The sequence below is a fragment of the Streptomyces sp. NPDC043685 genome (genome assembly GCF_056436585.1).
This window is the reverse complement of the sequence record NZ_JBWKCH010000002.1, coordinates 596,479-613,837: the sequence shown is the minus strand read 5'-3', so window position 1 is coordinate 613,837 and position 17,359 is coordinate 596,479. Positions and strand designations below refer to the sequence as shown.

Below are 17,359 nucleotides of genomic sequence, written 5' to 3'. Positions count from 1 at the left end.
GCCCCTGCCGATCCTGGTCAGGAGTACGTCTTTGGGAGAGCCCCGAGTGGATCGCATCGCCCAGCTCACCACGCGTCCCGCGGGGCGCGAGACCGCATACGATCCGGCCGTCGCGCCGCCTTCCCTGCACGTCAGGGCCGCGCACGTGCTGGAGGGCAACTGGACGGGCACGTCCACCGTGCCCTCGCGCCGTCTGTATCCCCACCAGTGGTCGTGGGACTCGGCGTTCATCGCCATCGGCCTGAGGCACCTGTCGCCGTTACGGGCCCAGACGGAGCTGGAGACGCTGCTGGCGGCCCAGTGGGCGGACGGGCGGATCCCGCACATCGTCTTCAACCCCTCCGTCCCCCTCGACGCGTACTTCCCGAGCCCCGACTTCTGGCGCTCGTCGGCGGCCGGGCGCACGGCCGGCGCCCCGCGCACCGTACAGACCTCCGGGATCGTGCAGCCACCGGTGCACGCGCTGGCCGCGTGGCTGGTGCACCTCGCCGACCCGGGCCTGTCCAGGGCACGCGGGTTCCTCACCCGGGTGTACCCCCGGCTGGCCGCCTGGCACGGCTACCTGCTGCGCCGGCGCGACCTCGGCGGAGGGGGGCTGGTGTCCGTCGTGCACCCCTGGGAACAGGGTATGGACAACAGCCCCTGCTGGGACCGCCCGCTGTCCCGGGTCGCTCCGGCCCCGGCCCGCTCCTTCCGCCGCGCCGACCTCGACCACGGCGCCCCCGAGGACCGGCCGACGGATCTCGACTACGGACGGTACGTGCGGCTGGCGGCCGACTACCGGGACCGCGGATACGCCGACACGATGGGCGAGTTCGCCGTGGAGGACCCGGCGTTCAACGCGCTGCTCATCGCCTCCGAGTACGCCCTGGCCGACATCGCCGACGAGCTCGGCGTGGCGGGCACGGCGCGCAGGGCCCGCGCGGAGCGTCTGACGGCGGCTGTGGTGGAGCGGCTGTGGGATCCGGCGGCGGGCCTGTTCCTGTGCCGGGACGTGCGCGCCGGCGAGGCGATCCCCGAGCGCGGTGTCTCCGGACTCGTCCCGCTGCTGCTGCCGGCCCTGCCGCCCGGCCTCGCGGCCACCCTGGTCCGCACGGCGTGCGGCCCGCACTTCGGTCTCGGCGGCACGACCCGCCTGGTCCCGAGCTACGACCTGCTCGGTGAGGCCTTCGACCCGCACCGCTACTGGCGCGGGCCGGCCTGGTTCAACACCAACTGGCTGCTGGAGCGCGGACTGCGGCTGCACGGCGAGCGCGGCCGGGCCGACGCCCTGCGCAGAGGCATGCTGCACACCGCCGGCACCTCCGGCTTCGCGGAGTACGTCGACCCGTACACGGCACAGCCCTGCGGCGTCACCGGCTTCGGCTGGACCGCCGCGCTCACGCTCGACCTGCTGCACGACCGGCCCGCACGGGGCGGGAACGGCCTCACGGCGACCAAGGGAGGGGACCGAGGATGACCGACCGGCATCATCTGCTCGTGCACGGCCGGACGTTCGCCGCCGTCGGCGACCGCGGCGACATCAGCGGCTACCGGGGCGGCAGCGCCCCGGACGGCATGTTCGTCCGGGACGCCCGGCATCTGAGCCGGTGGCAGCTCACCGTCGACGGGGCGGTGCCCGAGACGCTGACACCGGTGGCCGACGGGGACACCGCACGCTGTGTGCTCGTCCCGCGCGGCGGCCGTGACGAGCCGCCCGCGTACACGCTCTTCCGCGAACAGGCCGTCGGGGACTCCTCGTTCGTGGAGTCGCTGCGCGTCACCAGCAATCGCCCGGTGCCGACGACGGTCCACCTCGCGCTCACCGCCGACGCCGACTTCACCGACCAGTTCGAGCTGCGCTCCGACCACCGCACCTACACCAAGCCCGGTGCCGTCCGCACCCGCCAGGTGCTGAGCCACGGGGTGGAGTTCGGCTACCGGCGCGGAGCCTGGTGTTCCGTCACGACCGTGACGGCCGACCCCCGGCCGGACGCCGTGGAGGAGACCGGCACCGGCGCCCGCCGACTGTCCTGGACCCTGGACCTCGCGCCGCACGGCACCGCCGAGCTGACCCTGCGGGTCGTGGCCCGCCCGCACGGCGACCGGCGCGCCCTGCGCGTCCCCCGCTCCCCCGCCGCCGTCCAAGCCCAGGTCCGCGCCCATGAGGAGGAGTTCGTCCGGGGCGTGGCCTTCCCCAGCGGCTGGCCCGAGCTGACCGCCGCCTGCACTCGGGGGCTCGCCGACCTCGCCGCCCTCCGGATCCCGGCGACCGGCCCCGACGGCGAGGAGGTGCGCGTCCCGGCCGCCGGCGCCCCCTGGTTCCTCACCCTGCTGGGCCGGGACGCCCTGCTGACCTCGCTGTTCGCCCTGCCCTACCGGCCGGACCTGGCCGCCGCCACCCTGCCCGCGCTCGCCGCGACCCAGGCCACCGGGACCGGCGACGACGGGATCGCCCAGCCGGGCAAGATCGTGCACGAGGTACGGCACGGCGAACTGGCCCACTTCGGCCAGGTCCCCTTCGGCCGCTACTACGGCTCGGTCGACGCCACCCCGCTCTTCCTCGTGCTGCTCGGCGCGTACACCGAGCACACCGGCGACACCGCCCTGGCCCGCCGCCTCGAACCGCACGCCCGGGCCGCCGTCACCTGGATGCTCGACCACGGCGGCCTCACCTCGCGCGGCTACCTCGTCCACCGGGCCGACCGGGGCGGTCTCGCCAACCAGAACTGGAAGGACTCCCCCGGCGCCATCTGCTCCGCCGAGGGCACCCGCCCGCACGGGCCGGTGACGGCCGCGGGCGCCCAGGGCTACGCCTACGACGCCCTGCGCCGCACTGCGGCCCTCGCCCGCACGGTCTGGCAGGACATCACCTACGCCCACCTGCTGGAGCAGACGGCCGGCGACCTGCGCGACCGTTTCCAGCGGGACTTCTGGATGTCTGAGCACTCCTTCCCGGCCCTCGCGCTCGACGGCCGGGGCGGCCAGGTCGACGCGCTCGCCTCGGACGCCGGGCACCTGCTGTGGTCGGGCCTGCTGGACAAGGAGTACGGCGAACTCGTCGGACGGCGGCTGCTCGAACCGGACTTCTTCTCCGGCTGGGGCGTGCGCACCCTGGCGGCCGGGCAGCCGGCCTACCACCCGCTCTCCTGCCACCGCGGCTCGGTCTGGCCGCACGACAACGCGCTGATCGCCCTGGGCCTGGCCCGCTACGGACTGCACGACGAGGCCCGCGCGATCGCCCGCGGCCTGGTCGACGCGGCGGGCGCGACCGGCCACCGGCTCCCGGAGGTCCTCGCGGGCTACGGCCGCGACACCCACCCGGAGCCGGTGCCGTATCCGCACGCGTGTGTGCGTGAATCCCGTTCGGCCTCCGCCCCGTTGGCGCTGCTGACGGCGGTCGGCGTGGTCTGAGGGCCGGCCTGCCGGAGGTTTGCCGGGTGTTTGCCGAGCGCCGGCCCGGCGGGCTGAACGCACCGGCGGGACACCCCGTACGGAACGGCGACGGACCCGGACCCCCACCCGGGTCCGCCACGTACCGGTTCCGCACGGAAGGACCTCCGGGTGCCTGTCTTCACACGCTTCCACCAGTCGTCGCGGCCGGACGGCGGCACGCCCGGAGCCGGGGCGGAGGATCCGGAGCGCGGCGGCAGGGCCGGGGCCGCCGCCGCGGAGGAAGCGGAGAGCGCCGACGCCGGGACGCGCCCCACCCGTGGTTGGCGCGCCTGGCGCACCCGTCGTCCCCGGGCGGCCCGCGCGCTGCGCCTGACCACCACCGCCCTCGCCGCCGTCCTGGTCCTCGTGGCCCTGCTGCTGCCCAACACCCTGCCCGCCCTGGGGGCGGTCGCCTTCGCGCGGATCCCGGCCGAGGCGGTCCTCGGGGCCGTCGTCGTGCTCGCGCTGCCGCGCCGGCCCCGGCTGCTCGCGGCGGTGCTGTACGGACTCGGGCTCACCGTGCTGACCACGGTGAACCTGCTCGACATGGGGTTCAACGAGTACCTGGGCCGCGGCTTCAACGCGGCGCTCGACTGGGACCTGCTGCCCGACGCCCAGGCGTACGTCCGGGACACGCTGGGCGGGGGCGTCGCGACCGCGGCCGCCGTCGGCGCGGTGGTGCTCGTGCTGCTGGTGGCGGCCGTGATGGTCGCGGCGTCGGTCCGGCTCGCGAACGCACTGGCCCGCCACCGGGTGCGGGCGACCAAGGGCGCCCTGATCGCCGGCACCGTCTGGGTCACCTGCTCCGCGCTGGGCCTGACGCTGTCCGGCGGTCCGATCGCCTCCGAGCGCGGTGCCGGGGCGCTCAAGGCGCACGCGCAGCGGACGGTGGAGTCGCTGCGCGACGAGGCCGCGTTCGTGAAGCAGTCGAAGGCGGACACCTTCGGCGACACCCCGCCCGCCGAACTGCTGCCGGACCTGCGCGGCAAGGACGTGATCTTCACGTTCATCGAGAGCTACGGGCGCAGCGCGATCGAGGACCCGGTCATGGCACCCGGCGTCGGCCGGACCCTGGACACCAGCACCAAGGCCCTGGAGAAGGCCGGTTTCGCCGCCCGCAGCGGCTGGCTGACCTCGGCGACGTACGGCGGCAGCAGTTGGCTCGGTCACTCCACGACCATGTCCGGCCTGTGGATCGACAACCAGCGGCGCTACCGCACGGTCAGCGCCGGCGACCACCTCACCCTCACCAAGGCCTTCCAGAAGACCGGCGCCTGGGACACGGTCGGCGTCATGCCGGGCGTGCAGAAGGGCTGGCCGGAGGAGAAGTGGTACGGCCTGGACAAGCTGTACGACGCCTTCGACCTGGGCTACCGGGGGCCGAAGTTCAGCTGGTCGACCATGCCCGACCAGTACGCGCTGGAGGCGTTCCAGCGCCGGGTGCACGGCAGGAAGCGGGACAAGCCGCTGATGTCGTTCGTCATCCTGACCTCCAGCCACCAGCCCTGGGCGCCCATCCCGAAGATGGTCGGCTGGGACGAACTCGGCGACGGCTCGGTCTTCGACGCCATCCAGAAGGCCGGCAACAAGGCGTCGGACGTCATCACCGACACCACCAAGTCCCGCCAGGAGTACGGAAAGTCGATCCAGTACTCGGTCACCAGCCTCACCCAGTGGCTGGAGCGCTACGGCACCGACGACACCGTCCTGGTCTTCCTCGGCGACCACCAGCCCATCGCCCGGGTCAGCGGGAACGGCGCGAGCCGGGACGTGCCGGTGTCGATCGTCGCGAAGGACCCGAAGGTCCTGGACAAGGTCGCCGACTGGAAGTGGACGGAGGGCCTGAAACCGGACCGCGACGCACCGGTGTGGAAGATGAGCTCCTTCCGCGACCGCTTCCTGAAGGCGTTCGGCTCCACCCCGCACCCGTCGAAGGGCTGATTCAGCCGCCCGAGGTGTCCAGTTCGGCGTCCTCGCCGACCCCGGCGCAGTCGTAGGGGTCCTTCAGCCAGCCGTCCGGCAGCACCACCCGGTTGTTGCCGGACGTCCGGCCCCGGGGTCCGTCGGCGCCGGCGGGCCAGGGCTGGTCGAGGTCCAGCTCGTCCAGGCCGGAGCGCAGTTCCTCCAGGGACGAGGTGATCGCGAGACGCTTTCGCATCTCGGAGCCGACCGCGAAGCCCTTGAGGTACCAGGCGACGTGCTTGCGGAAGTCGATCACGCCCCGGGCCTCGTCGCCGATCCACTCCCCGAGCAGGGTGGCGTGCCGGACCATGACGTCGGCGACCTCGCGCAGCGTGGGCCGGGCGATGTCCTCGGTGCGTCCCTCGAAGGCGGCGACCAGGTCGGCGAAGAGCCAGGGCCGCCCCAGGCAGCCACGGCCCACGACCACGCCGTCGCAACCGGTCTCGCGCACCATCCGCAGGGCGTCCCCGGCCGACCAGATGTCGCCGTTGCCGAGCACGGGGATCTCCGGCACGTGCTCCTTCAGCCGGGCGATGGCCTCCCAGTCGGCGGTGCCGCCGTAGTGCTGGGCGGCGGTGCGGCCGTGCAGGGCGATGGCGGTGACGCCCTCCTCGACGGCGATCCGGCCGGCGTCCAGGAAGGTGATGTGGTCGTCGTCGATGCCCTTGCGCATCTTCATCGTCACCGGCAGGTCCCCGGCGCCGCTGACGGCCTCGCGCAGGATGGCCCGCAGCAGGTTCCGCTTGTACGGCAGCGCGGAGCCGCCGCCCTTGCGGGTGACCTTCGGCACCGGGCAGCCGAAGTTCAGGTCGATGTGGTCGGCGAGGTCCTCCTCCGCGATCATGCGGACGGCCTTGCCGACGGTCGCCGGGTCCACTCCGTACAGCTGGATCGACCGGGGCCGCTCACTGGCGTCGAAGTGGATGAGCTGCATGGTCTTCTCGTTGCGCTCGACCAGCGCCCTGGTGGTGATCATCTCGCTGACGAACAGGCCCTTGCCCCCGCTGAACTCCCGGCACAGGGTGCGGAAGGGCGCGTTGGTGATCCCGGCCATGGGGGCCAGGACGACGGGCGGCTGGACGGTGTGCGGGCCGATCTGCAGGGGCGTGGACATACCCCCATTGTGCCGTGCAATGAGATGGCAAAATTCATTAGTTAACCACACTATCGAAATCGGCGTACGATGGAGCGCATGCCCGAGCTCAGTCACCGCCGCCGCATGCTGGTGCTCGCGATCTGCTGCATGAGCCTGCTGATCGTGAGCCTCGACAACACGGTCCTGAACGTGGCCCTGCCCTCCATGCAGCAGGATCTGCACGCCAGTACGTCGGGCCTGCAGTGGACGATCGACGCGTACACCCTGGTCCTGGCCTCGCTGCTGATGCTCGCCGGGTCCACGGCCGACCGGATCGGCCGCAAGCGGGTCTTCATGGCGGGCCTGGTCGTCTTCACCCTCGGCTCGGTCCTGTGCTCCCTCGCGCCGAACCTCGAGGCGCTGGTCGCGTTCCGGATGGTGCAGGCGGTGGGCGGCTCGATGCTCAACCCGGTCGCCATGTCGATCATCACCAACACGTTCACGGACCCGCTCGAGCGGGCCCGGGCGATCGGCGCCTGGGGCGCCGTCGTCGGCATCTCGATGGCCGCGGGCCCCCTCGTCGGAGGGCTCCTGGTCGACTCGGTCGGCTGGCGCTCCATCTTCTGGATCAACCTGCCGGTGGGCCTGGCGGCCCTGCTGCTCACGCTGCGCTTCGTCCCCGAGTCCCGCGCGCCGCGGGCCCGTCGCCCCGACCCCGTCGGGCAGGTACTGGTGATCGCCCTGTTCGGCTCGCTCACCTACGCGATCATCGAAGCGCCGAGCACCTCCCCGGGGGCCCTGGCACCGCTGGTCGTCGTCGCCCTGGCCGCCCTGACGGGACTGCTGCTGTACGAGCCGCGCCGCGAGGAACCGCTGATCGACCTGCGCTTCTTCCGCTCGGCGCCGTTCAGCGGCGCGACGGTCATCGCGATCAGCGCGTTCGCGGCACTGGGCGGCTTCCTGTTCCTGTCCACGCTGTACCTGCAGAACGTGCGCGGCCTGACCGCCCTGGAGGCGGGCCTGTGGATGCTGCCGATGGCGGCCCCGACGTTCCTGTGCGCCCCGCTGTCGGGCCGACTGGTGGGGGCGCGCGGTCCGCGTCTGCCGCTGCTGATCGCGGGCTGCGCGATGACGGCGAGCGGCGTCCTCTTCGCCGCCTTCGAGGCCGAGACCTCCGACGTCACGCTCTTCGCCGGGTACGTCCTGTTCGGCATCGGCTTCGGGTTCGTCAACGCGCCCATCACCAACACGGCGGTCTCGGGCATGCCCCGCGCCCAGGCGGGCGTGGCCGCCGCGGTCGCCTCGACGAGCCGGCAGCTGGGCCAGACCCTGGGGGTGGCCGTGCTGGGCTCGGTCCTCGCCGCGGGCGTCGGATCCTCCTCGTACCGCGACACGTTCGTGTCCGCGGCACGGCCCGGCTGGTGGATCCTCGCGGTGTGCGGCTTCGCGGTGCTGGCCCTGGGAGCGGTGACGAACGGCCGGTGGGCCCGGGGAACCGCCGAACGGACCGCCCGGAGGCTGGAGTCGCCGGAGGTACGGCAGACGGTCGGGACGAACGGCTGAGCCTCGCCGGGATGAACGGCTCAGCCTCGCCGGGACGCGGCCGGCCGACGGGTCCGTCCGCGGTCGCCGTCGATCTCTCCGAGGGCCATGCAGCCGCCCATGCGCGCCGTCACGACCACGCGCACACCCGTCACCGGGCCGCTCGCACGCCCCGGGCCATCGGCCACCGGCGTCCCCTCGGCTCCCACCGGGACCTGGTCGCTTACGGGACCCGGTCGCTCGCGTCGGCACGGGTGCCGTCGGCGCGGCGCACCCTCACCTCGCTGGACTTGAGGGACCGGGCGAAGCCGCCCCCGCTACACCGTGGCCGCGGCCCGCCGCACGGCGATCTGCTGGAGCCGCTCCAGCCGTTCCCGGGACTCCGGGTCCGCCGGTACGTACGTCACGATCCTCGGCCCCGTCCCCGGGGTCAGCCACAGGTCTGTGTGGTCGACGGTGATGCGGCCCACGTGGCGGTTGCGGAACTCCTTGCGCTTGGTGCGGTGGGCCACCACCTCGTGGCGGTCCCACGCCGCGCGGAACACGGCGGACTCCTTGCACAGGCGGTCCAGGAGCATCTTCCAGGCGGGCTCGGCGAGATGCCCCGCCATCGTGGCGCGGAAGCGGGCGGCCATGAGGCGCTGGGTCTCCTCCAGGTGCACGATCGACGACTGCCACTCGGGGTGCGTGTAGGACAGCAGGATGCAGTTGCGGTCCTCGGGCGGCACCGTGTCCAGGTCGCACAGCAGCAGCCCGTAGGTGCGGTTGTGGGCGAGGATGTCGTACCGGCTGTTCTGCAGGCACGCCGGGAACGGCTCGACCTGCTCCAGCACCGCCCGCATCGCCGGCGTGACCGACGGGCACGTGGTCGCCGGTGTCGGATCCGCCGCCCCGGCCAGCCGGAAGAGGTGGGCGCGCTCGCTCGGGTCGAGCAGCAGCGCCCGGGCCAGCGCGTCCAGGACCTGGACGGAGACCTGGATGTCACGGGCCTGCTCCAGCCACGTGTACCAGGTGACGCCCACCGCGGAGAGCTGGGCTACCTCCTCGCGGCGCAGCCCCGGCGTGCGCCGCCGGGGGCCCCGGGGCAGTCCGACCTGCTCGGGGGCGATCCGCTCCCGGCGACTGCGCAGGAACGCCGCGAGCTCGTGCCGGCGGATCTCCGCGTCCCCGGGCGCCCCGGAGGTGCGCCGCGTCGTCTCCTGCGCGAGGGTCGTCATGGGCTCCAGCCTGCCGTGGTCCGGACCCTGTTTCCAGGTGCTTCCGCTACCAGGATAAGAACACTCTGGTACCAGCCTGAGCGACACCGCAGGCTCGGGACCGTGACCACCGAATCCCTTGCCTCCCGTCCTGTACGTCCGCCCGCCGCGGCGGCCTCCCCCTCGCTCGGCGCGCTCGGACTGTTCACCGTGCTGCTGGCCGCGGCCCTGCCTCTGATCGACTTCTTCATCGTCAATGTCGCACTGCCCACCATCGGCACCGACCTCGCCGCGAGCGAGTCGGTCCTCGAACTCGTCGTCGCGGGGTACGGGGTGTCGTACGCCGTCCTGCTGGTCCTCGGGGGCCGGCTCGGCGACCTGTTCGGGCGGCGGCGGCTGTTCCTGGCCGGCATGGCCGCCTTCGGGCTGACGTCACTGGCCTGCGGACTGGCCCCCGGCGCCTGGTCGCTGGTCGCGGCCCGGGTCGCGCAGGGCGCGTCGGCCGCCGCGATGCTGCCGCAGGTGCTCGCCACCATCCAGGCGACCACGACCGGACCCCGGCGGGCGAAGGCCATGGGCCTGTACGGGGCGACCGCGGGGCTGGCCATGGTCGCCGGGCAGATCCTGGGCGGGGTGCTGGTGGCCGCGGACATCGCGGGGACCGGCTGGCGTTCGGTGTTCCTTGTCAACGTGCCGGTGGTGCTCGCCGGACTGGTGCTGGCCGTCCGTGCCGTCCCCGAGACCCGCTCGCCGCGCCCGGAGCCCGTCGACGTCCCGGGCACGTTCCTCCTCGCGGCTTCCCTGCTCACCCTGCTCGTGCCGCTCACCGAGGGCCGGGCGGCGGGCTGGCCGCTGTGGACCCGGCTGTCGCTGGCGGCGTTCCCCTTGGTGACGGCGGCGTTCTACGCGGTGGAGCGCCGCGCCGACCGCGAGGGCCGTACGCCGCTGGTGCCGCCGAGCCTGTTCGCGCTCACCTCGCTGCGGCGCGGGCTGCTGCTGGTGCTGCCGTTCTCCATCGGCTTCAGCGGTTTCATGTTCGTGATCGCGGTGGCGTTGCAGCAGGGCGCGGGACTCGATCCGGTCGCCGCGGGCCTGGCGCTCGCCCCGCTCGCGGTGGTGTTCTTCGTGTTCTCGCTGCTGGGGCCGCGCCTGGTCGCCCGGTACGGCACCCGGGTGGTGACGGCGGGTGCCGTCCTCCAGGGCGTGGGGCTGGCCCTGATGGCACTGGCGGCCTGGCGGTTCTGGCCGCACCTGGGCTTCGTCGAACTGCTCCCGGGCGCGGCGGTCGCCGGGGCGGGCCAGGCGCTGCAACTCCCCGTCATCTACCGGGTCGTCCTCTCCGAGGTGCCGCCCGTGCGCGCCGGTGTGGGCAGCGGTGTGATGATCACCACCCAGCAGTCGGCCCTGGCGCTCGGGGTGGCGACCCTGGGCACGCTGTTCCTGTCCCTGGTCCCGCGGCTGGGCATGCGGGACGCCCTGGTCACGACCCTGCTGGTGCAGCTCGGCGGTGTCGTACTGACCGGCCTGCTGAGCCTGCGGCTGCCCCGTACCGTCGCCTGAGCCCTCTGACGGCCTGACAACCGGCGTGCGGGGAAACCCTGTTGATGTCGGTCCTGCCGCACACTCCTTGCTGCGGGCGGACCGGAACGCCGGACGTCCCAGACGCGGGAGGGGTCATGACACAGATCGACACGAGCAAGGTCAGCCGGTGGGACCAGCACGGCCGGGAGCATGTGGTGCGGGTGGAACGCACGGGCGTGCAGCGCACGCTCAGATGCGACACCTGCGGCTGGCACAGAGGCGCCCAGTTCCTGCCCTGGCTGAAGGCGCAGGAGCACCTGCTGGAGGCGCACCAGGCCACGGTGGACCCGACGGCGGCGTAGGGGCGGGGTGCCCGGGCTAGTCGGTGCCGTGTGGATCACGCCGCAGTCCCTGCACCAGCAGGTCGACGACGGCCGTGAAGTCGGTCTCGGTTTCCGGCTCCTCCCACTCCCTGGCGTAGCGGGGGTCGTGGAAGCGGCCCGTGGCCTGGAAGACCGCGCGGGCCGAGGCCTCCGGGTCGGTGGCGGCGAAGTCGCCGTTCTCGACGCCGGCCTGGATGATGCGGGTCAGCTGGGACTCCAGGTCGGTGATGTGCTCGCCCACCGCCGAGCCGCTCTCGTCGGTGAGGACCATGTACGTGGCGAACAGCTCCGGGTCCTCACCCGCCTTGCGGCGCTTGGCGGCGAACAGCGCGGCGAGCCAGTCCCGCAGCCGGGCCTCCGGGACGCGGTCCGCGGCGGCGATCCCGGACAGCTCCCCGGACGTGCGGTCCAGCCAGCGCTTGGTGACGGCCTCGCGCAGCGCCGCCTTCGTCCTGAAGTGGCGGTAGACGCTGCCGTGGCTGACGCCGAGCGCCCGGGCCACGTCCACCACCGTGGCCTTGGCCGGGCCGTGCCGGCGCAGCACCTCCTCGGTGGCTTCGAGGATGCGCTCGGCGGTCAGTGTCTCGCTGGTCGGTGCCATGCCCCTGACCGTACCCGGATCCCGCTTCAGCTCTCGAGGTGCGCCATCTGGGCCGCCGGGTAGCGGTCACCGGCGGCGGCACCGGCCGGTACGGCCGCCTCGATCGCGGCCAGGTCGGCAGGCTCCAGCGTCACGTCCAGAGCGCCGAGCGCCTCCGAGAGCCGGTCGCGGCGACGGGCGCCGACCAGGGGCACGATGTCCTCGCCACGGGAGAGCACCCAGGCGATGGCGATCTGGGCGACGGTGACGCCCTTCTGCTCGGCGATCTTCCGCAGCGCCTCGACGAGGTCGAGGTTGTGCCGGAGGTTGTCGCCCTGGAAGCGCGGCGACATCGCCCGGAAGTCGCCCGGGCCGAGCTGCCGGTCGGCGGTGAAGTGGCCGGAGATCAGGCCCCGGGAGAGCACCCCGTACGCCGTGATGCCGATGCCCAGCTCGCGGGTGGTGGGCAGGATCTCGTCCTCGATGCCGCGGGATATGAGGGAGTACTCGATCTGGAGGTCGCAGACGGGGGCCGTGGCGGCGGCCCTGCGGATGGTCTCGGCGCCGACCTCGCTCAGGCCGATGTGCCGTACGTAGCCCTTCTCGACGAGCTCCGCCGTGGCGCCGACCGTCTCCTCGATCGGCACGTCCGGGTCGAGACGGGCGATGCGGTAGACGTCGATGTGGTCCACGCCGAGCCGCTGGAGGGAGTAGGCGGCGAAGTTCTTCACGGCGGCGGGCCGGCCGTCGTAGCCCAGCCAGCTGCCGTCCGGGCCGCGCAGGGCGCCGAACTTCACGCTGATACGGGCCTGTTCGCGCAGGGTCGCGGGGGCGGAGCGCAGGGCCTCGCCGATCAGTATCTCGTTGTGGCCCATGCCGTAGAAGTCGCCGGTGTCGAGCAGGGTGACGCCTGCTTCGAGCGCCGCGTGGAGGGTCGCGACGGATTCGGCCCGGTCCGCCTCGCCGTACAGCGCGGACATGCCCATGCAGCCGAGGCCGAGGGCGGAGACCTGGGGGCCGGTGGTTCCGAGGGAGCGGGTGCGCATCGTCATGCCCCCAGCGTGCCATGACAGCTGACAGATTTCAATATCTGTCATTCGATACTTGTCAGTGGCTACCGCGCCGTGAACGCCAGCTTCGCGCCCAGCGCCACGAACGAGCCCGCGAAGCCCCGCCGCAGCCAGGCCATCACCCCCGGGCGGCCCACGACGTGCCGTCGGACGGAGGCGGCCAGCACCCCGTAGGCGGCGAACACCACGAAGGTCGCCAGCATGAAGACGCCGCCCAGCCCGGCCATCCGCAGCACCGCGTGCGGCTCCCCGGGGCTGACGAACTGCGGCAGGAACGCGAAGAAGAAGATCGTCAGCTTCGGGTTGAGGATGTTGATCAGCACCCCGCGCACGATCACCCGGAGCGCGGACAGCTCAGGGGCCCTCTCGCGCTCCTCCACCACGAGCGCCTCCTTGTCCCGCGCGGTCGCCCACGCCATGTACAGCAGGTAGGCGACCCCCGCGTACTTCAGCACCTGGAACGCGGTGGCGCTCGCGTGCAGCAGCGCGGCGACGCCGGTGACCGTGGCCAGCAGATGCGGCACGATCCCCAGCGTGCAGCCGACGGCCGCGACGACACTCGCGCGGCGCCCCCGGGAGAGCGCGGCGGCGAGGGTGTAGACGACGCCGGTGCCCGGCGTGGCGACGACGACCAGGGTGGTCAGCAGGAACGCGATACTCATGCCGTCACCCTGGCGTGACCCCCGGCCCGGGAACAGGGCCACTCGGCCCCGGCGCTCCAGGACCAATCCCCCGCATCCCAGCGGCCGCAGGAGCCCCACGGTTCGACACGGTTCACACCGGCTCGGACAATGGAAAGTGCCGGTGAGCGGTCTCCCGGCGGCGCCCGCCCACCGGTCGCGCGGAACTCCGCGCCGCCCGAGGGAGCGCGCCATGACGATCCGTATCGCCACCTTCAACACGGAGAACCTCTTCCGCCGCCCCGCGGTCTTCCGTCTCCCGGGCGACAAGCAGCGCCGCGAGGCCCTCGACGACTACGCCGAGCTGGTCTCCCTCCTGGAGAGGGAGACCTACGACGACGACACCAAGACCCGCATCGCCGCCCTGCTGAAGAAGCACCGGGTGCACGACTCGCGCGGGGACAGGCCGTTCTTCGTCAACGAGACACGCGGCCAGGGCACGCTCTTCAAGACGAAGGGCGGCGGCGAACACGTCACCTTCGAGATCGTGGCCAAGGGCCGCTCGGGGTGGACGGGCTGGGTGGAACTGGTCCGTGACGCCCTCGACTGGGAGGCCGTGCACAACACCGGCCGGGTGATCGCCGAGATCGACGCCGACATCCTGCTCACGGTGGAGGTGGAGGACCGCACGACCCTGCGCCGCTTCAACGAGCAGGTGCTGGGCGCCGACCTGAAGAAGACGCCCTACCCGTACGACATGGTGATCGACGGCAACGACCCGCGGGGCATCGACGTGGGCGTCCTCAGCCGCCACCCGATCACGTCCCTGCGGTCGCACGTCTTCGACCCGGACCCGGACCGCCCGGGCGAGCTGCTGTTCAGCCGGGACTGCCCCGAGTACGAGATCCAGCTCGGCAGCACGCCGCTGTGGCTGCTGGGCAACCACCTCAAGAGCCAGAGCGGCGACGACCCGGAACTGCGCCTCGCCCAGGCCCGGCGGGTGGCGTCGATCTACCAGGCCGCGCTGGAGCGTTCCCCGTACGTCGTGGTCGCCGGTGACCTCAACGACGAGCCGTCCAGCGCGGCGATCAGGGCGCTGCTGGGCACGGGCCTGCGGGACGTGATGAGTCACCCGTCCTACCGGGGCGCCCCGGGCACCCACGGCACGGGCGCCTCCGAGAGCCAGAAGCTCGACTACGTGCTGCTGCCGCCGCCGCTGTGGGAGCAGGTGCAGCACGTGGAGGTTGAACGGCGCGGCGTCTGGGCGCCGTCCACCGTCAAGTCCTTCGACACCGTCACCTCGAAGTGGAACCGGGCCTCGGACCACGCGGCCGTCTACGTCGACCTGGACCTGTGAAACGCGGCGGTGCCGGGCCCCTCCGTGGAGGAACCCGGCACCGCGCCGCGGGTGAGGCGATCAGCAGCCGACCAGGCGGGCCGCCAGGTAGCCCTCGATCTGGTCGAGGGAGACGCGCTCCTGCTTCATCGAGTCGCGCTCGCGGACGGTGACCGCGTTGTCCTCGAGCGTGTCGAAGTCGACGGTCACGCAGAACGGCGTACCGATCTCGTCCTGACGGCGGTAGCGGCGGCCGATGGCGCCGGCGTCGTCGAACTCGATGTTCCAGTTCTGGCGGAGCGCCTGGGCGAGGCCCTTGGCCTTCGGGGACAGCTCCGGGTTGCGGGACAGCGGCAGGACCGCGACCTTCACCGGGGCGAGGCGGTGGTCCAGGCGCAGCACGGTGCGCTTCTCCAGCTTGCCCTTGGCGTTGGGCGCCTCGTCCTCGACGTAGGCGTCCAGGAGGAACGCCAGCATCGCGCGGCCGACACCGGCCGCGGGCTCGATGACGTAGGGGGTCCAGCGCTCGCCGGCCTCCTGGTCGAAGTACGTCAGGTCCTGGCCGGAGGCCTTGGAGTGGGCGCCGAGGTCGTAGTCCGTACGGTTGGCCACGCCCTCCAGCTCACCCCACTCGCTGCCGCCGAACTGGAAGCGGTACTCGATGTCGGCGGTGCGCTTGGAGTAGTGGGAGAGCTTCTCCTTCGGGTGCTCGTACCACCGCATGTTCTCCTCGCGCAGGCCGAGGCCGGTGTACCAGTTCCAGCGCTGCTCCATCCAGTACTCCTGCCACTTCTCGTCCTCGCCCGGCTTGACGAAGAACTCCATCTCCATCTGCTCGAACTCGCGGGTGCGGAAGATGAAGTTGCCGGGCGTGATCTCGTTGCGGAAGGACTTGCCCATCTGGGCGATGCCGAACGGCGGCTTGCGGCGCGAGGTGGTCTGCACCTGCGAGAAGTTGGTGAAGATGCCCTGCGCGGTCTCGGGACGCAGGTAGGCGACGGAGCCGGAGTCCTGGGTCGGGCCGAGGTGGGTGGACAGCAGGCCCGAGAACTGCTTGGGCTCGGTGAACTGGCCCTTGTTGCCGCAGTTGGGGCAGTTGACGTCGGCCAGGCCGTTCTCCGGCAGGCGCTTGTGCTTGGCCTCGTAGGCTTCCTCCAGGTGGTCCGCGCGGAACCGCTTGTGGCAGGAGGTGCACTCGGTCAGCGGGTCCGTGAAGGTGGCGACGTGGCCGGAGGCGACCCAGACCTCGGGGGCCAGGATCACGGACGAGTCGATACCGACGACGTCCTCGCGCGACGTCACCATGTAGCGCCACCACTGGCGCTTGAGGTTCTCCTTGAGCTCGACACCGAGGGGGCCGTAGTCCCAAGCGGCGCGCTGGCCGCCGTAGATCTCACTACAGGGGAATACGAAGCCACGGCGCTTGCTCAGGCTGACGATGGTGTCGATCTTGTCGGCGGCCACGGTGCTCTCTTCATTACGACGACGAAACTGACGGGTGCGGGGTGGAAGCGCCTCGATAAGGGGTGGGGGGTCGGGAGACGGGCGGGCGAAGCGAGTTGCTTCCAGCGAATGCTTCAGGTTACCGGCGGGGGCGCCCCCTCAATCAAATCGCTCCCCCCTCCACCGACCGCAAGGCCCCGGTGAGACGGTTTGTTGACAACGGTTTCCATATTTGTTGAAAATGAGTGTCATGAACGTACGACGACGCCTCATACCCGCCGCCGCGGCCACCGCTCTCGGTCTCGGCGCCCTGACCGCCTGCTCCAGCGACAGCGCGGCCTCGGGCAACACGGACAAGTTCGACGTCGTCGCGTCGTTCTACCCGATGGCGTTCCTCGCCGAGCAGATCGGCGGCGACCACGCGCACGTCACCAGTCTCACCGAGCCCGGCCAGGAGCCGCACGACCTGGAGATCAGCACCCAGCAGCGCGCGCAGCTGGAGGAGGCCGACGCGGCGCTCTACCTCAAGGGCCTCCAGCCCGCCGTCGACGAGGCCGTCGGCCAGACCGGCATCAAGACGAAGATCGACGCGGCCACCCTGACCCACCTCGAGGACCACGGCACCGGCGGCCACACCCACGAGGGCGAGGAAGGCCACTCCGAGGAGGACGAGCACGGCCGCGACCCGCACGTCTGGCTCGACCCGGTGAAGTACGCCGAGATCGCCCAGGGCGTCGGCAAGGCCTTCGAGAAGGCCGACCCGGACCACGCGGCCGACTACAAGAAGAACACCGCGGCCCTGGTGAAGAAGCTCAACGGCCTGAACGCCGACTTCGAGAACGGCCTGAAGGACACCCGCGGCAAGGTCTTCTTCACCAACCACGCCGCCTTCGGTTACCTCGCCGAGCGCTACGGCCTCACCCAGGAGGCCATCTCCGGCATCGAACCCGACAGCGAGCCCAGCGCCGCCCGCGTCCGGGAGCTCCAGCAGGAGGCCAAGGCCGACGGCGTCACCACCGTCTTCTACGAGACACTGGTGTCCGACAAGACCGCGAAGACCCTCGCCCGCGACGCGAACCTGAGGACGGACGTCCTCGATCCCCTGGAGGGCATCACCGACAGGTCCCGCGGTGACGACTACTTCCAGGTCATGGAAGCCAACCTCAAGGCCCTGCGGAAGGCCCTGGGAGCCAAGTGACCGACCCATCGGAGGACGG

Annotated in this window: 14 protein-coding genes; 8 read left to right on the top strand and 6 right to left on the bottom strand. The window is 72.1% G+C overall.

Going from position 1 to position 17,359, the window contains the following annotated elements; all coding sequences use genetic code 11:
* The first annotated feature begins 46 nt into the window (after window positions 1-46).
* From AC0665_RS07500 to AC0665_RS07490, 3 genes are all read left to right on the top strand, one after another.
* A complete protein-coding gene (locus tag AC0665_RS07500) occupies window positions 47-1,459 on the top strand; it encodes an MGH1-like glycoside hydrolase domain-containing protein (RefSeq protein ID WP_468633816.1) in 1,413 nt (470 codons plus the stop codon).
* Window positions 1,456-3,393: an amylo-alpha-1,6-glucosidase gene (locus AC0665_RS07495; RefSeq protein ID WP_478602380.1), complete on the top strand. Its 1,938-nt coding sequence runs from the start codon at window positions 1,456-1,458 to the stop codon at window positions 3,391-3,393. The genes AC0665_RS07500 and AC0665_RS07495 overlap by 4 nt, the downstream gene beginning before the upstream one ends.
* 150 nt (window positions 3,394-3,543) lie before the next feature.
* Complete coding sequence (locus tag AC0665_RS07490) at window positions 3,544-5,355, top strand: alkaline phosphatase family protein (RefSeq protein ID WP_478602378.1); 1,812 nt, start codon at window positions 3,544-3,546, stop codon at window positions 5,353-5,355.
* A 1-nt stretch (window position 5,356) separates the two neighbouring features.
* Here the strand turns inward: AC0665_RS07490 and dusB are convergent, their stop codons facing one another.
* Entirely contained in the window at window positions 5,357-6,490 is a 1,134-nt protein-coding gene (gene dusB / locus AC0665_RS07485) for a tRNA dihydrouridine synthase DusB (protein ID WP_468408883.1), read from the bottom strand.
* Window positions 6,491-6,568: 78 nt separating this feature from the next.
* On the opposite strand from dusB, the gene AC0665_RS07480 reads away from it, so the two are divergent.
* The gene (locus tag AC0665_RS07480) at window positions 6,569-8,014 is read left to right on the top strand and encodes an MFS transporter (protein ID WP_478704598.1); all 1,446 of its coding nucleotides are present in this window, start codon (window positions 6,569-6,571) and stop codon (window positions 8,012-8,014) included.
* A 296-nt stretch (window positions 8,015-8,310) separates the two neighbouring features.
* Here AC0665_RS07480 and AC0665_RS07475 read toward each other — a convergent pair whose 3' ends face one another.
* The gene (locus tag AC0665_RS07475; RefSeq protein ID WP_478507751.1) at window positions 8,311-9,210 is read right to left on the bottom strand and encodes a helix-turn-helix transcriptional regulator; all 900 of its coding nucleotides are present in this window, start codon (window positions 9,208-9,210) and stop codon (window positions 8,311-8,313) included.
* 102 nt (window positions 9,211-9,312) lie between these two features.
* Here AC0665_RS07475 and AC0665_RS07470 point away from each other — a divergent pair, with 102 nt between their 5' ends.
* Window positions 9,313-10,749 (top strand): MFS transporter, encoded by a 1,437-nt coding sequence (locus AC0665_RS07470; protein ID WP_478507753.1) that lies wholly within the window; start codon window positions 9,313-9,315, stop codon window positions 10,747-10,749.
* 116 nt (window positions 10,750-10,865) lie between these two features.
* On the top strand, window positions 10,866-11,072 hold the full coding sequence (locus tag AC0665_RS07465) for a hypothetical protein (RefSeq protein ID WP_363118701.1): 207 nt from the start codon (window positions 10,866-10,868) through the stop codon (window positions 11,070-11,072).
* Between the two features lie 16 nt (window positions 11,073-11,088).
* Here the strand turns inward: AC0665_RS07465 and AC0665_RS07460 are convergent, their stop codons facing one another.
* The 3 genes from AC0665_RS07460 to AC0665_RS07450 all read right to left on the bottom strand — a co-directional run bounded on the left by AC0665_RS07460 (window position 11,089) and on the right by AC0665_RS07450 (window position 13,405).
* Window positions 11,089-11,694, bottom strand: a complete 606-nt coding sequence (locus AC0665_RS07460; RefSeq protein ID WP_468408891.1) for a TetR/AcrR family transcriptional regulator — start codon at window positions 11,692-11,694, stop codon at window positions 11,089-11,091.
* A 26-nt stretch (window positions 11,695-11,720) separates the two neighbouring features.
* Complete coding sequence (locus AC0665_RS07455) at window positions 11,721-12,725, bottom strand: aldo/keto reductase (protein WP_478602371.1); 1,005 nt, start codon at window positions 12,723-12,725, stop codon at window positions 11,721-11,723.
* A 62-nt stretch (window positions 12,726-12,787) separates the two neighbouring features.
* The gene (locus AC0665_RS07450; RefSeq protein ID WP_478507755.1) at window positions 12,788-13,405 is read right to left on the bottom strand and encodes a LysE family translocator; all 618 of its coding nucleotides are present in this window, start codon (window positions 13,403-13,405) and stop codon (window positions 12,788-12,790) included.
* A gap of 211 nt (window positions 13,406-13,616) precedes the next feature.
* Here AC0665_RS07450 and AC0665_RS07445 point away from each other — a divergent pair, with 211 nt between their 5' ends.
* Window positions 13,617-14,720: an endonuclease/exonuclease/phosphatase family protein gene (locus tag AC0665_RS07445; protein WP_468633798.1), complete on the top strand. Its 1,104-nt coding sequence runs from the start codon at window positions 13,617-13,619 to the stop codon at window positions 14,718-14,720.
* Window positions 14,721-14,780: 60 nt separating this feature from the next.
* Here the strand turns inward: AC0665_RS07445 and AC0665_RS07440 are convergent, their stop codons facing one another.
* A complete protein-coding gene (locus AC0665_RS07440; RefSeq protein ID WP_363118706.1) occupies window positions 14,781-16,163 on the bottom strand; it encodes a glycine--tRNA ligase in 1,383 nt (460 codons plus the stop codon).
* 229 nt (window positions 16,164-16,392) lie between these two features.
* Here AC0665_RS07440 and AC0665_RS07435 point away from each other — a divergent pair, with 229 nt between their 5' ends.
* Window positions 16,393-17,340, top strand: a complete 948-nt coding sequence (locus tag AC0665_RS07435) for a metal ABC transporter substrate-binding protein (protein WP_468408899.1) — start codon at window positions 16,393-16,395, stop codon at window positions 17,338-17,340.
* Window positions 17,341-17,359: the final 19 nt, after the last annotated feature.